Origin of the sequence: Pseudomonas sp. GM79, assembly GCF_000282495.1 — a bacterium.
GTDB lineage: Bacteria > Pseudomonadota > Gammaproteobacteria > Pseudomonadales > Pseudomonadaceae > Aquipseudomonas.
Genome location: NZ_AKJE01000039.1, coordinates 55,513 through 69,596, shown reverse-complemented (window position 1 = coordinate 69,596; position 14,084 = coordinate 55,513). Strand labels below are relative to the sequence as shown.

Sequence of the window (14,084 nt, the reverse complement as noted above, 5' to 3'; positions counted from 1 at the left end):
GCAGTCTAGCGCACCAAAGGCGCCGGTTTTAAGCTTTGTCCATCGCGTCACACAACAGATTTGGAGGAAAAGATGAAAAACATCATCGGTATCTACACCAGCCCACGACCTCACTGGGTCGGCGACGGTTTTCCGGTTCGCACGCTGTTTTCCTACGACAACCTGGGCAAACACATCAGCCCGTTTCTGCTGCTGGATCACGCCGGCCCTGCTGAATTTACCCCGACCACCGAGCGTCGTGGCGTTGGTCAGCATCCGCACCGCGGTTTCGAAACCGTGACTATCGTCTACAAGGGCGAACTGGAACACCGCGATTCCACCGGCAGCGGCGGCAAGATCGGCCCCGGCGATGTGCAATGGATGACCGCAGCGTCGGGCATTCTCCATGAAGAGTTCCACTCCGAAGGTTTCGCCAAGAGCGGAGGCACCCTGGAAATGGTGCAGCTGTGGGTCAACTTGCCGGCCAGGGACAAGATGGCCGAGCCCGGTTACCAAACGATTCTCGACGCTGACATTCCGAGCATTCCACTGAAGAACAACGCTGGCAGCCTGCGCTTGATCGCCGGTGAGTTCGAAGGCCATCGCGGCCCGGCGCGCACTTTCACGCCGATCGACGTATGGGACGTTCGCTTGAACGCCGGCAAGTTGCTGACCCTGGATCTGCACGAAGGGCGCAACACGGCACTGGTGGTGCTGCGCGGCACGGTTCAGGTCAACGGTGCGGAACTGGTGCGAGAAGGGCAGTTGGCGTTGTTCGAGCGCGACGGTGATCAGCTCAGTCTGCAAGCCCATAACGACGCCGTGGTGTTGCTGCTAAGCGGCGAGCCGATTGACGAGCCCATTGTTGGCCACGGCCCGTTCGTTATGAACACCGAGCAAGAAATTCACCAGGCCTTTGCCGACTTCCAGTCGGGACGCTTTGGCCGGATGAGTGATTGAAATCATTGTTGTAGCGCTGTGGCGTGCCGGGTTTGGCTGACTACGCTTGCCTGGCCACGTTTAAACGAAAAATCAGAGTTCACTTCCGCCGGCCCGTTCGGCATCGATAAAAAGCGAGGATTACCCTATGACTACTTCCTACAAACGTCTCGACAAGGATAACGCCGCCGTTCTGCTGGTCGATCATCAGGCAGGTTTGCTTTCTCTGGTGCGCGACATCGATCCGGACCGTTTCAAGAACAACGTGCTGGCCCTGGCCGACCTGGCCAAGTACTTCAAGCTGCCAACGATTCTGACCACCAGTTTCGAAACCGGCCCCAATGGCCCGCTGGTGCCGGAGCTCAAGGCACTGTTCCCGGACGCGCCGTACATCGCTCGCCCAGGCCAGATCAATGCCTGGGACAACGAAGATTTCGTCAAGGCGATCAAGGCCACTGGCAAGAAACAACTGATCATCGCCGGTGTGGTGACCGAAGTCTGCGTGGCGTTCCCGGCGCTGTCGGCACTGGCCGAAGGTTTTGAGGTGTTCGTGGTGACCGACGCTTCCGGCACATTCAACGAACTGACCCGCCAATCGGCGTGGGATCGCATGTCTTCGTCCGGCGCCCAACTGATGACCTGGTTCGGCCTGGCCTGTGAGCTGCATCGCGACTGGCGTAACGACGTGGAAGGTCTGGCGACTTTGTTCTCCAACCACATCCCGGATTACCGCAACCTGATGACCAGCTACAACACCCTCACCAACAGCAAGTAATTAATGTGGGAGCGGGCTTGCTCGCGAAAGCGGTGTAACAGTCAACATTATTGTTGAATGTGAAGCAGCCTTCGCGAGCAAGCCCGCTCCCACATTGGTTTTGTGGTGTTTTGCCGATCGCAGGCTTCGCCAGCTCCTACAATCTGTGAGATCTTCGCGCCATTGGCCCTTGCTGGAGTTGCTTGATGCTGTCACTGCTTACCGATCACCCGTTGCTCAGCGCGCTGATTCTGATCCTGATCGATCTGGGATTGTGGCGTTTGATCACGGCCAGCGGCAGCAACTGGAAACTGGCGGTGCGGCTGGTGATTTTCGCGCTGTTCAGCATGCTGCTGTTCAACGAAGGCTTGAACCCCATGGAGCCGGCGCCCTGGGCCGACAACGTGCCGTTGCACCTGGCGGCAACCGGTTTGCAAATTGGCTGGTGGCTGTTCGCCGCGCGCACCCTGACGGTGTTGATCGGCGCGGTGATGATGCAACGGGTCGGGCACACCGGGCGTTTGTTGCAGGACTTGCTCGGCGCGGTGATTTTCCTGATCGCGGTCATCGCCGCCCTGGCTTACGTGCTCGAGTTACCGGTCAAGGGGGTGCTGGCAACCTCTGGTGCGTTGGCGATCATCGTCGGCCTGGCCTTGCAAAGTACCCTCAGCGACGTGTTTTCCGGGATCGTCCTGAACACCACCAAACCCTATCAACTGGATGACTGGATCTCCATCGACGGCACCGAAGGCCGGGTCATCGACATTGACTGGCGCGCCACGCGCCTGCAAACCGCGCAAGGTAGCATGGCGGTGATTCCCAACTCCCTGGCGGCCAAAGCCAAGATCATCAACTTCAGCCGACCCAGTGACATTTTCGGGGTGTCGATCAGCTTGCAAGTAAGCCCCCATGCTCGTCCGCAAAAGGTGATCGATGCGCTGGAGCGGGCCATGCAGGGCTGTCGCCTTCTGTTGAACAAACCGGCGGCGAGCGTGGCGTTGAAAACCTCCTGCGGCACCGGCGCGGAATACGAAATCAGCGGTTTCGTGGTCTCCATGGATCAGAAGCGCGTGGTGCGCAATCAGCTGTTCGACTTGGCATTCCGGCACTTGCAGGCATCGGGTATCAACTTGCTGTCGAGCGCTGAGCCCAACTCGCCCGCTGCCCTGTCACGGCCACTGGCATTGCTGGAAAGCTCGAGCATTTTCTCGACCCTGCGCCAGGAAGAGAAGGAAGCCTTCAGCCAGAACATGACCCTGCAAACCTTCCGCGCCGGGGAAATGATCTTGTCGGCGGGGGAGGTCAGCGATCATTTGTTCATCATCGAATCAGGCGTGGTGTCGGTGGAACTGAGCCGTGGCGGGGTCAAGTTCGAGTCCGGGCGCATGGGGCCGGGAGAGGTGATTGGCGAGGCCGGGATACTGTCTGACTCGTCAGTGCCGGCGGACATCAGCGCCAAGACTTTTTGCAGTTTGTACCGGATCGAGAAGGAATACCTCAAACCGTGCCTGGAGGCGCGGCATGACATCAGCGAAGCGATGAAGACTTTGCTCGATTTCCGTTTGCAAAAGGCCCAGACGTTTGCTCAGGAAACACCCAAGATGGTGGAGAAAAAAAGTTTTTTGCAGTGGTTGCGCAAGCGTAGCGGCTGATGTGTTGGTTGCCTGTTCGGGCCCCTTCGCGAGCAAGCCCGCTCCCACATTAGATCTTCAGTGAACACAGGTTTTGTGTCCGGCGAAGTCCAATGTGGGAGCGGGCTTGCTCGCGAAAGCGCCGGTACAGTCACTGAAAATCTTCTGATCTATTGGCATCCTCAACTTCCCAATAATTGGCTATTTGTACAACCTCAGGTCGGCATTAACGTAGCGCCAACCCCACCTGTTATTGGAGCTCACCATGCAACCTCGTATCGATTTCTATACAGCCTCCCCAGACGCCCTGAAAGCCATGATGGCCCTGGAAGCCGCCGTCTCGAAGCTGCCGCTGGAAAAGTCGCTGATCGAACTGGTCAAGCTGCGCGCATCACAGATCAACGGCTGCGCCTTCTGCATCGACATGCACACCGCCGATGCCATCAAGGGTGGGGAAACGCCACGCCGGCTGTTTGCCGTGACGGCCTGGCGCGAGGCACCGTTCTTCACCGATCGTGAACGCGCCGCACTGGCCTGGACCGAATCCTTGACCCAACTGAGCCTGACCCACGCGCCGGACGAAGACTATGCGCTGCTCAGCGCCGAGTTCAGCCCCAAGGAAATGGTCGACCTGACCGTGGCGATTTCCACCATCAACAGCTGGAACCGCCTGGCCGTGGGTTTCCGCAAAATGCCTCAAGAGTAAGACTCGGGCTCAATGCGCATCGGCACTCGGCGCGGCCGGTGGTTGCACCTTGCGCATCAAGGGCACCATCGCCGTGGCGAGGATGAAGCAGACCATGATCATCAGGAACGTGTCGCCATAAGTTTGCGTCTGCGCTTCGCGGTAGGTCAGCAGCCACAACTGACGCAGGCTGGCGGTGACGCCGATGTCACCGCTCTGGCCGAGGGCGGCGAAGTTATTGCCGACCTGGGACAGCCACTGGTTGAGTGCTTCGTTGGTGCTGTTGAGGTTCTCTGCCAACCGGGTGAAGTGCAGGTTGGTGCGGTCATTGAGGATCGTGGCGCACGCGGCGATACCCATCGCGCCGCCGAGGTTGCGCATCAGGTTGAACAACCCCGAAGCATGTTTGAGCCGCGCGGGCGCCAGTCCGCCGAGGGTCAGGGTCACCGCGGGCGGCACTGCCAGTTGTTGAGCGATCCCGCGCAAGGCTTGCGGCAGCATCAACTCTTTAGCTCCCCAGTCATGGGTGATCGGGCTGAAATCCCACATCGACAAGGCGAACAGCCCAAGGCCGGTCATCATGATCCAGCGCAGGTCGATGCGGTTGGCCAGAAAGGCGTACAGCGGAATCGCCAGAATCTGGAACACCCCGGTGGAAAAAACCGCCAAGCCAATGTCCAGCGCGCCGTAACCGCGCACCCGGCCGAGAAACAGTGGCGTCAGGTAAATCGTCGCGAACAGGCCGATCCCCGTGACGAATGAAAAGAAACAGCCGAGGGCGAAGTTGCGGTCTTTCAAGGCACGCAGATCGACGATCGGATTGGCTACGTGCAGGGTTCGACCAATGAAGGCCAATCCGGCCAGGCCGCTGATCCAGGCGGTGGTCAGAATCGTGCTGTCGCTGAACCAGTTCCAGCGCGGTCCTTCTTCGAGGGTGTACTCCAGGCAGCCGAGAAACACCGCCATGAACAGCATGCTCAGGTAGTCGGCGCCCTTGAGCAGCGACAATTCCGGCTGGTCGATTTTCACCAGCATCGGCACCGCCACCGCGACGAAAATCCCCGGCACCAGGTTGATGTAGAACAGCCAGTGCCAGGACGAAATGTCGGTGATCCAGCCACCGATCACCGGCCCCAGCGTCGGTGCCAGCGAGGCCACGGCGCCGATGGTCGCGGCGGCGATCACCCGTTGTTTACCGGTGAAGAAAAAGAACGCGGTGGTGAACACCAGCGGGATCATCGAACCACCGAGAAACCCTTGCAGGGCGCGGAAGGCGATCATGCTCTGGATGTTCCATGCCGCGCCGCAGAGCAGGCTGGCCAAGGTGAAACCCACCGCCGAAGCGCAGAACAACCAACGGGTCGAGAACACCCGGGACAGCCAGCCCGACAGTGGAATTACGATGATTTCGGCGATCAGGTAACTGGTCTGCACCCACGCGGTTTCGTCGGTGCCGGCCGAGAGCCCGCCACCGATGTCACGCAGCGACGCCGAGACGATCTGGATATCCAGCAGCGCAATGAACATGCCGATGCACATGGTGGCGAAGGCGAACACCTTGGTCGCCGTCGCCATGTTGGCGGCGTTGAACGGCTGCGTGGGGGCGGCGAGGGCGCGGTTCATGGCGCGCTGGCCACGGTCGGGGTTTCAGGTTCGGCGCGGGTGTCCACTTCGGCCGTCACCGACAGACCGGGACGCAGATGACCGAGCACGCCGTCGGCCGGATCGAGCAGGATTCGCACCGGCACCCGCTGAACGATTTTGGTGAAATTGCCGGTGGCGTTTTCCGGTGGCAGCACGCTGAACTGCGAACCGCTGGCCGGCGCGAGGCTGTCCAGATGACCGTGGAATTCACGTCCCTTGAGCACGTCCGCATGAACGATCACGCGCTGGCCTGGCGTCATCCGCGACAGCTGATCTTCCTTGAAATTGGCATCGACCCATAGTCCGCTGGCTGGCACCACCGACAACAGCTGCGAACCGGCCTGGGCATAAGCACCGACCCGTGCCCGACGATTGCCGATCACGCCGTCGACGGGGGCTTTCAACTCGGTGTAACCGACGTTCAACTGCGCCAGATCACGCTCGGCCCGCGCCTGTATCAACGCGGCGCGCGCTTGCTGTTTTTGGGTTTCAATCACGTTCAATTGGCGTTGCGCGGCCAGCAATTCGGCCTGGGCCCGGGCACTCTGCGCCTGTGCAGTCTTGAAGGTGGCGTCGGCCCGTTGTGCGCTTTCCACCGAGACGGCATTGCTGTTCACCAGGCGTTTGTAGCGGGCGTTATCGTCCCGCGAGCGGGCCGTTTCGGCGCCGGCGGCATCGATGCCGGCGCGGGCCTGGCCGATCACCGCGTGTTGCAGTTGTTCGGTGGCGTCGAGGTTGGCGAGTAACGCTTCTTCGGCAGCCACCGCACCCTCGGCCTTCGCCAGGTTGGCGCGATAGTCGCGGGCGTCGAGCCGAATCAGCACATCGCCGGCCTTGACCTTCTGGTTGTCGGTGACCAGCACCTGTTCGATATACCCCGCGACCTTCGGCCCGATCACCGTGACGTCGCCACCGATGTAGGCATCGTCGGTTTCTTCGATGAAACGGCCGGCGGTCCACCAATGGGTTGCGTACAGCCCGATGATCACCAGGGCCGCAATAGCTGCCGTCAGCGAGAGCAACCTTTTAAGCAGGGGAGGCTTGGGTGTGGTCACTGCGACAGCAAGGTCGGGTTCAAGGCTGGGCATGCTGGTCATGGACAAATACCTGCGGGAGCTTATTATGGGCGTAATATGACGCAGGTAATATTTGGTGGCAATGAGTTTTCCCTACCAGTCGTCAGGTGCTCTTGGGTAAACAAAAAGGGCCAAGCAATTGTTTAAGAAATGTAAGCGTTGTAGGACGCGTCTTGCATTTGCGTAGGAACGATCTGACTATCACTCGCATTAAGGGAGTGGCATTAAGCCATTTAATGACCGCAAGGATGTTGAGTGCCGTATTCGCTTCGCGCTGTTCCTCGTCGTAGTCCCACGCCTTGCACGCTGTTGTCGGCCTTGCTGCTGAGCCTGAGTGTTTCCTCGCTCAAGGCGGCCGAGCCTTCCGCTCCAGGCCAGGAAGTGCTGCGCCAGCAGCAACAACAACAGCGCGACCTGCAACAACTGCAACTGGAACAGCGCCGCCGGCAACTGGAGCGCGGCAGTTTTGGTGCGGCGCCGGTCACGCCTGTCGTTCCTGCCACGGTGCCTGCCGATGAGCGCTGCTGGCCCCTGAGCGGAACGCGCATTGGCGGCGTGACGCTGATCAGCAGCCAGACACTCAATGAGCGAATCAAACCGCAGCTGTCGTCGTGCATGGGCGTCGGTCAGATCAACCATTTGCTGGCGACCATCACTGGCCTGTATGTCGAGGCGGGTTACATCGCCAGTCGGCCGTACCTGCGCAGCGCGCCAGCGGCGGGGCAGTCGCTGGATATCGTGGTCGATGAAGGCTACGTCGAGTCCATCGAGTTGGCCGACCAGAGTCTGCCGGTGTCCCTTGGCGGTGCATTTCCCGGAATGCTCGGCAAGCCGCTGAACCTGCGGGACCTGGAGCAAGGCCTGGATCAGTTGAACCGCTTGCGCTCCGTAGATTTGACCGCCGACATCGCCCCCGGCAGCCAACCCGGCGCCTCTCGGCTGATCCTGCGTTCGCGCACCCATGGGCAGTCGCGTTGGGCGTTGGGCCTGGGCGTGGACAACCTCGGCAGCGCCAGCACCGGGCGCGATCGCGACACCTTGAACCTGAGCCTGGACAGCCCGCTGGAGCTCAACGACGCGCTCAATCTGAACGTCAGCGACACCCTCAATCAGGGCGACCGCTACAGCCGCAATGCCAGTTTGTACTACGCCATTCCCTACGGTTACTGGACTTACAGCCTGTTCGCCAGCCACGCCGAATACCGTGCGCCGTTCAAACTCAGCACGCTGACATTCCACAGCACCGGCATCACCGACCAACTCAGCCTGCGCGCCGACCGGGTGCTGTGGCGCGACCAAAGCCATCAACTGAGCGCCAACCTGCAACTGGCCCACAAGGACGTCGACAGTTACCTGGAAAACATTCGCCTGGGCATCCAGAGCCCGACCCTGACCGTGGCCGAAGCCGGGCTGAATCTGTTCTGGCTCAACAGCGCGGTGTGGAACCTGGACATCAATTACGCCCAAGGCTTGCGCTGGCTCGGTGCCGATGACGATGCCCAACGTCAGGTCAACAACCTGCCCAAAGCGCAGTTTCGCAAATACCGCGCCGGCCTCAGCCAGTGGCGCAACGGCCAGTTCGGCCAACAGGCCTGGCAATGGCAGAGCCAGCTCAACATGCAGTACAGCCCCGGTCCGCTGCCGGCCATCGAGCAATTGCTGGGCACTGACGATTCTGCGGTGCGCGGCTATCGGGTCAGCAGTGCATCCGGTGCCAGTGGCGCGATCTGGCGCAATACCTTGCGCCTGCCATTGCGCAGCGCTTTGCCAGTGCAGATCACCCCACGTTTGGGCCTGGACAACGGCTGGATCAAGGCCGACCACGGCGCTCAAGGGCAACGTCTGAGCGGCGCGAGCGCCGGGGTCAACCTGAGCTGGAAAAACCTGCAAGTCGACGTCGATTACCAACGCAGCCTCAACACCCCCAGCGGTTTGCAGCATGAGCCAGAGACCTGGCTGATGCGCGTGGGGTTGCAGATATGAACACCAACAAACAGCCGTCGGACCTGAGCGCCACAGCCACGGCCAACAACTCAGCGCGCAACGTGATGCCGCACTTTAATTGAGAGGTTTTTATGCCTGCACAGACATTTGCGTTCCATCTTTCCCCTCGGGGCAAACTGCGCTGGGCGATTGCCAGCCTGTTCCTGATTGCTCACCTGCCCAACGCTTTGGCAGGGGGCGTAGTGGTCGCGCCGGGCCCCGGCGGCACCGCGCAATTGCAAACCCAGGGCGGCGTGCCCATCGTCAACATCGTTGCGCCTAACGGATCCGGCCTGTCCCACAACCAGTTCCTGGACTACAACGTTGACCGTCAGGGCCTGGTGCTGAATAACGCGCTGCAAGCCGGGCAGTCGCAACTCGCCGGGCAACTGGCAGCCAACCCGCAATTCCAGGGGCAGGCCGCGAGCGTGATCCTCAATGAAGTGATCAGCCGCAATGCCTCGGCCCTCAACGGCGCCCAGGAAATCTTCGGTAAATCCGCCGATTACGTGTTGGCCAACCCCAACGGGATTTCGGTGAACGGCGGCAGTTTCATCAACACCCCGAACGCCAATCTGGTGGTCGGTCGCCCCGAACTGAATGACGGCAAGCTGCAAGCCCTCAGCACCCGCGACGCCACCGGCACCTTGCAGATTCAAGGCGCGGGCCTGCAAAACCGCGAAGGCTCGCTCAACCTGATCGCCCCCCGCATCGACAGCCAGGGCCGCCTCAGTGCCCGGGATCAGTTAAACCTCACCGTTGGCCGCAACCAGGTGGATTACGCCAGCGGCCAGGTGAAAACCGTGGACCCGGCCGGTAACACTCAAGACCAACGCATCGACGCCAGCCTGTTCGGTGCGATGCAGGCTGGGCGCATCAACATCGTCAGCACCGCTGAGGGCGCGGGTGTGCGGGTCGGCCCGGTACAGGTCGACGGTCGTGATGGCGTACAGATTCGTTCCGCCGGTGACCTGAGCATTAGCGGTCAGGCCGTTCCCGACAGCCTCGATGTCATCCGCGCCGGCGTGCGCAGCAGTCAGGGTGATGTCGGTCTGCACAGCGGCAAGGACCTGCTGCTGGCTGCTGCTGATGTCAGTGGCCGTGACGTCAAGGTCGATGCCAAACGCAACCTGACCTTGAGCACCGTCGAAAGCCGCAAGCTTCAAGAGAAACGCGAAAACTGGAACAACAGCACCATCGGCATCACCTGGGAAACCTACGACCGGACCCAGACTGACAGCGACTCGCGCCAGCACGGCAGCCAGATTCTCGCCCGACGTGACGCGCAGTTGTCGTCCGGTGGCAACACCGAACTCAAGGCGGCCAAGGTCGACGCTGCCAACACTCTCAGCGTCCAGAGCGGCGGTGATCTGCGCCTGACCGCCGCCACCGAAAGCCGCACCCAAACCGATCAGGGCAACCATCGCAAACACCTGTGGAAAGCCAACTGGGACACCAGCAGCGAAGAGCAGCGCAGCATCACCACACAGTTGAAGGGCGGCAATATCGCTTTGGCCACGGCGGCGTTGTTACGTGCCGAGGGCGCGGAGTTGAGCAGCAAGGGTGATATCCAGCTCGCCGGCAAACAGGTCGAGATCACCAGCGCCAGCCGCACCCAGCGCAACAGCGACAACCGCTATTCCGGTGATCTGGTGGGTGGCGGTTTCTTCGGCAAGACCGGCGATGCGGATCAGGGCAAGACCCTGAACCAGGGCAGCAAGGTCAATGCCGGCGGCAAACTGATCGTCAAGGCCGACGATGTGCGCATCAGTGGCAGTCAGGTGCGCGGCGGCAGCGAGGCCAGCGTGATCAGCGACAAAGGCTCGCTGGTCATCGATGGCGTGCAAGACACCTCCCATGCCAACAGCCACGACAAGGACAGCAAGTTTTTCGGCATCACCAAGGATGAAACCCGTCAGAACGCCAAGGACAGCACCACGGTGCGCAGCGAACTGACCTCCGACAGCAACCTCAAGCTCAAGAGTGCCAAAGACATCGAAGTGGCCGGCTCCACGGTCAAGGCCAATGGCACCCTCAGCGCCGAGGCGACGGGGGACGTCAATGTGCATTCCGCGCAGAACACCCATGAGTCCGGCAACACTACCGAAACCCGTGGCTTCGATGCCTATGCCAAGGAAAACACCCCGGGCGCCGGGCAGTACCGCGCCGGTGTGCATTACGAAGACAAGCAGCAAACCGCGAGTACCCGTGATGTCAGCCAGCAAGGCTCCAGCCTCAGCGGCGCCAACGTGCAACTGGCGGCAGGCGGTGATCTGACCCTTAAAGGTGCCGAGGTCAAAGCCACAAACGGCGACGCGACCCTGAGCGGTAAAAACGTGTCGCTGCTGGCCGAGCAGGACAGCCACAGCACATCGACGGACACCACCGGCACCAGCGGCGGTTTCTACTACACCGGCGGCCTCGATCGTGCCGGCAGCGGAGTGGACTTCACCCACAGCACCTCCCAGGACACCACGAACAAAACCACCGCACAAACCACCAGCGTCCAAAGCAGCGGCAACCTGAATATAAACACCGGCAAACTCACCACTGAAGGCGCGCGTCTTGATGCCGGCAAAGGTCTGAATGTCGCCGCCACCGAAGTCGACAATCGGGCCGCGAGCAACACCGACAGCAGCACTCATACACAGAGCAACTGGTCGGCAGACGTCGGTGCCAACGTCGAATACAAAGACATCGCCCGACCGATCGCCAAAGCCGTCGAAGGCGTACTGGACGGCAAGGTGCCGGACAAGGACGCACTGGCCAACCTCGGCCAGCCGAATGTCGGCATCGACGTGGCGATCGGACATCAGAACGGCAGCCATACCGAGCAGAAAAGCAACGCCGTGGTCAGTCAGTTCAAGGGCGGCACGGTGGACGTGAACGTCGCCGGCACGTTGCAGGATCAGGGCACTCAGTACCAGGCGAGTGCGGGCAAAGTGAACATCAGTGCCGACACGTTGGTGGCGAGCGCCGCGCGCAATACCCACGGCAGCACCGATCAGGCGCTGGACGCCAAGGCTGACGTGCGGGTCTACACCAAAACCGGTGAGGACGTGAACGTCGCCGGCAGCGGTGCGGGCGGCAGCAGCCAGACGCGTAAAGACAGCTCCACCGCTGTGGTCGGCGGCTATGCCGGTAGCCAAGGCGTGAACATCAACCTGCGTAATGACGGCCAGTTTGAGGGCAGCCATTTCGATGGCGGGCAGGGCGGTGTTTCGATTAAAACCGGTGGTGAGCTGGCGTTGAATCAGGCCAATGACAGCCAGAGCAGCGACAGTTCCAGCCTGCGTGGCAACGGTTCGCTGAGCGTCGGCACGGCTCCTGGCACCGACGGCACCAACGTCAATCTCGGTGCTGGTTTCCAACTCGATCACAAAGGCAATCAGACTCAGGACAGCCAGGCTCGCGTGGCAAGTATCGAGGGCAAAGGCCCGGTGCAATTGAGCAGCGGCGGCGACCAGACCCTGCAAGGGACGACAGTCGATACCGACGGCGCCATCGACCTGAAGGCCGGCGGCAAACTCGACCTGCAAGCGGCCACCGACACCCATCGCGCCACGGGCAGCAATCTCGGCGGCGGTTTGAAGGTGGGCGGCAGCAAAACCAGTACCGAGAAAAGCAGCGATCAGGGCGGCAACCTGAGCGCCAACTTCAACATCGGCCGGGTCAATGAAAGCAGCCAGACCCTGACCGGCGGCAAGCTCAACAGTCAGGACAAGATCCAGCTCAGCGGCGATTCAATCCATCTGCAAGGCACTCAGGTCAGCGCGTCGAACGTTGCCCTCGATGCGCAGAACGGCGGGGTCTATCAAGAGTCGGCCCAGTCCACGCAAAACCGCACGAACTGGAACGTCGCCCTGAATGCCGGCGGTAATCTGAGCAACAGCACACCGACGGCCACCAACGAAAAAGACGTGGCCAAGAGTGATCATGGCTTCAATGCCGGGGCCAAGGTGGGCGTGGATTACCTGCAAGGCACGACTCAGCAGAACAGCCAGATCAAGGCTGACAGCGTGGTATTGAACAGCGCTGGCGATGCGCATCTGGCGGGGGCGCGGATCGATGCGACGACGGTCAGCGGCAAGGTCGGTGGCGACCTGACCGTGGAAAGCCGTCAGGCCAGCCAGACCAGCGCCAAGGTCGATCTTGACCTCGGTTTGACCGGCAAAAAAGCAGCGCCAGTCGACAAGGACAAAGTGGCCGACAACAGCAAACCGGGCGGGACGGACTACACGCCGACCCTGAAGCTGGATGCCGGTTTTGCTCACAAAGACAGCGTCGGTCAGGCCTCGGGCATCAACGGCACGCAAGGCGTGAATCTCAAGGTTGGCGGTGCAACGCAATTGACCGGCGCACGGGTTGCTTCATCTGAAGGTCGTGTGGATTTAGGGGGCTCCAAGGTCAGCACCACCGACCTGAGCAACCGCGATTACGGCGTCAAGGCAGGACTCGATCTGCCAGAAAAGCCGCAAACCGAGGGCAGTAAACCCGACGTTTCCACCGCTGGGGAGCACAGCGTCAAACTCGGCCCCGTGACCCTTGGCGGTCATTACGACAGCCAGTCGCTGCAAGCCGGCATCGACGAGAAAAACATCTAAGCCCACATGCATCCCTCTGTGGGAGCGGGCTTGCTCGCGAAAGCGGTGGGTCAGTCGACATAGTGTTGCCTGATACACCGCTTTCGCGAGCAAGCCCGCTCCCACATTGGAGTACCGCCGTACACATATTTTGTGTTCACAGAAGATCTACTGTGGGATCACCTATTCTGATGGGGCGAGATTTACCCAGTAGGTGGAATGCATTGCTTCTGCTTAATAGGAAGCATTACTATTCACGCCTCCTCTCCACAGCACACCGCAATGACCCCCAAGCTGCCCCGCAGACACGGCTTTTTCGAGCATTACGAAGAGTTGATCGGCACCTGGACCCGTCGCCTGAGAAATCGTCAGCAGGCCGAGGACCTGGCCCACGACACCTTCGTGCGGGTGCTTGAGTCCGATTCGGCGGCGGTGCAACAACCTCGGGCGTATTTGCACCAGACCGCACGCAACATTGCGGTGGACGGGTATCGGCGTGAGGATCGGCGGGGCGCCATGGAGTCGGAGGCGATTGATCACAGTGTGTCGTCGTCCGGCGACCCGGAGCATTTCATGCACGCGATCCAGTTGGCCGATTCCATCGAACGAGCGCTCACCGAGCTGCCGGTCAACTGCCGCAAGGTGTTCGTCTGGCAGAAGATCGAAGGCCTGACCCAGGCCGAAATCGCCGAACGCCTGGGGCTGTCCAAGAACATGGTGGAAAAGTATATGATCCGCACCCTGCGGCACCTGCGTGATCGTCTGGACGGCTTACAACCATGATTCGCCACCGCCCCGAAAAGATCCCCG

At 60.9% G+C, this 14,084-nt stretch carries 9 protein-coding genes; 7 read left to right on the top strand and 2 right to left on the bottom strand.

Annotated elements, in window-relative coordinates; genetic code table 11:
* Nucleotides 1-72: 72 nt before the first annotated feature.
* The 4 genes from PMI36_RS17420 to PMI36_RS17435 all read left to right on the top strand — a co-directional run bounded on the left by PMI36_RS17420 (nt 73) and on the right by PMI36_RS17435 (nt 4,009).
* On the top strand, nt 73-939 hold the full coding sequence (locus tag PMI36_RS17420; RefSeq protein ID WP_007907675.1) for a pirin family protein: 867 nt from the start codon (nt 73-75) through the stop codon (nt 937-939).
* 127 nt (nt 940-1,066) lie between these two features.
* Nucleotides 1,067-1,693, top strand: a complete 627-nt coding sequence (gene ycaC, locus PMI36_RS17425; protein ID WP_008011497.1) for an isochorismate family cysteine hydrolase YcaC — start codon at nt 1,067-1,069, stop codon at nt 1,691-1,693.
* 185 nt (nt 1,694-1,878) lie between these two features.
* The gene (locus tag PMI36_RS17430) at nt 1,879-3,324 is read left to right on the top strand and encodes a mechanosensitive ion channel family protein (RefSeq protein ID WP_008071200.1); all 1,446 of its coding nucleotides are present in this window, start codon (nt 1,879-1,881) and stop codon (nt 3,322-3,324) included.
* A 244-nt stretch (nt 3,325-3,568) separates the two neighbouring features.
* Nucleotides 3,569-4,009: a carboxymuconolactone decarboxylase family protein gene (locus PMI36_RS17435; RefSeq protein WP_008011502.1), complete on the top strand. Its 441-nt coding sequence runs from the start codon at nt 3,569-3,571 to the stop codon at nt 4,007-4,009.
* Between the two features lie 9 nt (nt 4,010-4,018).
* On the opposite strand, the gene PMI36_RS17440 is transcribed toward PMI36_RS17435, so the two are convergent.
* Together PMI36_RS17440 and PMI36_RS17445 are read right to left on the bottom strand one after the other, a co-directional pair.
* Nucleotides 4,019-5,611 carry a DHA2 family efflux MFS transporter permease subunit gene (locus tag PMI36_RS17440; protein WP_008071199.1) on the bottom strand — a complete coding sequence of 531 codons (1,593 nt, stop codon included), beginning with the start codon at nt 5,609-5,611 and terminating at the stop codon, nt 4,019-4,021.
* Complete coding sequence (locus PMI36_RS17445; RefSeq protein ID WP_008071198.1) at nt 5,608-6,729, bottom strand: HlyD family secretion protein; 1,122 nt, start codon at nt 6,727-6,729, stop codon at nt 5,608-5,610. Before PMI36_RS17445 ends, PMI36_RS17440 begins: the two co-directional genes overlap by 4 nt.
* A 234-nt stretch (nt 6,730-6,963) precedes the next feature.
* Here PMI36_RS17445 and PMI36_RS17450 point away from each other — a divergent pair, with 234 nt between their 5' ends.
* The 3 genes from PMI36_RS17450 to PMI36_RS17460 all read left to right on the top strand — a co-directional run bounded on the left by PMI36_RS17450 (nt 6,964) and on the right by PMI36_RS17460 (nt 14,057).
* Nucleotides 6,964-8,691: a ShlB/FhaC/HecB family hemolysin secretion/activation protein gene (locus tag PMI36_RS17450; RefSeq protein ID WP_008071197.1), complete on the top strand. Its 1,728-nt coding sequence runs from the start codon at nt 6,964-6,966 to the stop codon at nt 8,689-8,691.
* A 92-nt stretch (nt 8,692-8,783) separates the two neighbouring features.
* Nucleotides 8,784-13,295: a hemagglutinin repeat-containing protein gene (locus tag PMI36_RS17455; RefSeq protein ID WP_008071196.1), complete on the top strand. Its 4,512-nt coding sequence runs from the start codon at nt 8,784-8,786 to the stop codon at nt 13,293-13,295.
* 261 nt (nt 13,296-13,556) lie between these two features.
* Entirely contained in the window at nt 13,557-14,057 is a 501-nt protein-coding gene (locus PMI36_RS17460) for a sigma-70 family RNA polymerase sigma factor (RefSeq protein ID WP_007907700.1), read from the top strand.
* The last annotated feature ends 27 nt before the right edge of the window (nt 14,058-14,084 follow it).

Coding starts and splice junctions, on each gene's coding strand:
- ycaC (WP_008011497.1), top strand. CDS start 1,067: ATGACTACTTCCTACAAACGTCTCGACAAGGATAACGCCGCCGTTCTG.
- PMI36_RS17420 (WP_007907675.1), top strand. CDS start 73: ATGAAAAACATCATCGGTATCTACACCAGCCCACGACCTCACTGGGTC.
- PMI36_RS17460 (WP_007907700.1), top strand. CDS start 13,557: ATGACCCCCAAGCTGCCCCGCAGACACGGCTTTTTCGAGCATTACGAA.
- PMI36_RS17455 (WP_008071196.1), top strand. CDS start 8,784: ATGCCTGCACAGACATTTGCGTTCCATCTTTCCCCTCGGGGCAAACTG.
- PMI36_RS17435 (WP_008011502.1), top strand. CDS start 3,569: ATGCAACCTCGTATCGATTTCTATACAGCCTCCCCAGACGCCCTGAAA.
- PMI36_RS17440 (WP_008071199.1), bottom strand. CDS start 5,611: ATGAACCGCGCCCTCGCCGCCCCCACGCAGCCGTTCAACGCCGCCAAC.
- PMI36_RS17445 (WP_008071198.1), bottom strand. CDS start 6,729: ATGACCAGCATGCCCAGCCTTGAACCCGACCTTGCTGTCGCAGTGACC.
- PMI36_RS17430 (WP_008071200.1), top strand. CDS start 1,879: ATGCTGTCACTGCTTACCGATCACCCGTTGCTCAGCGCGCTGATTCTG.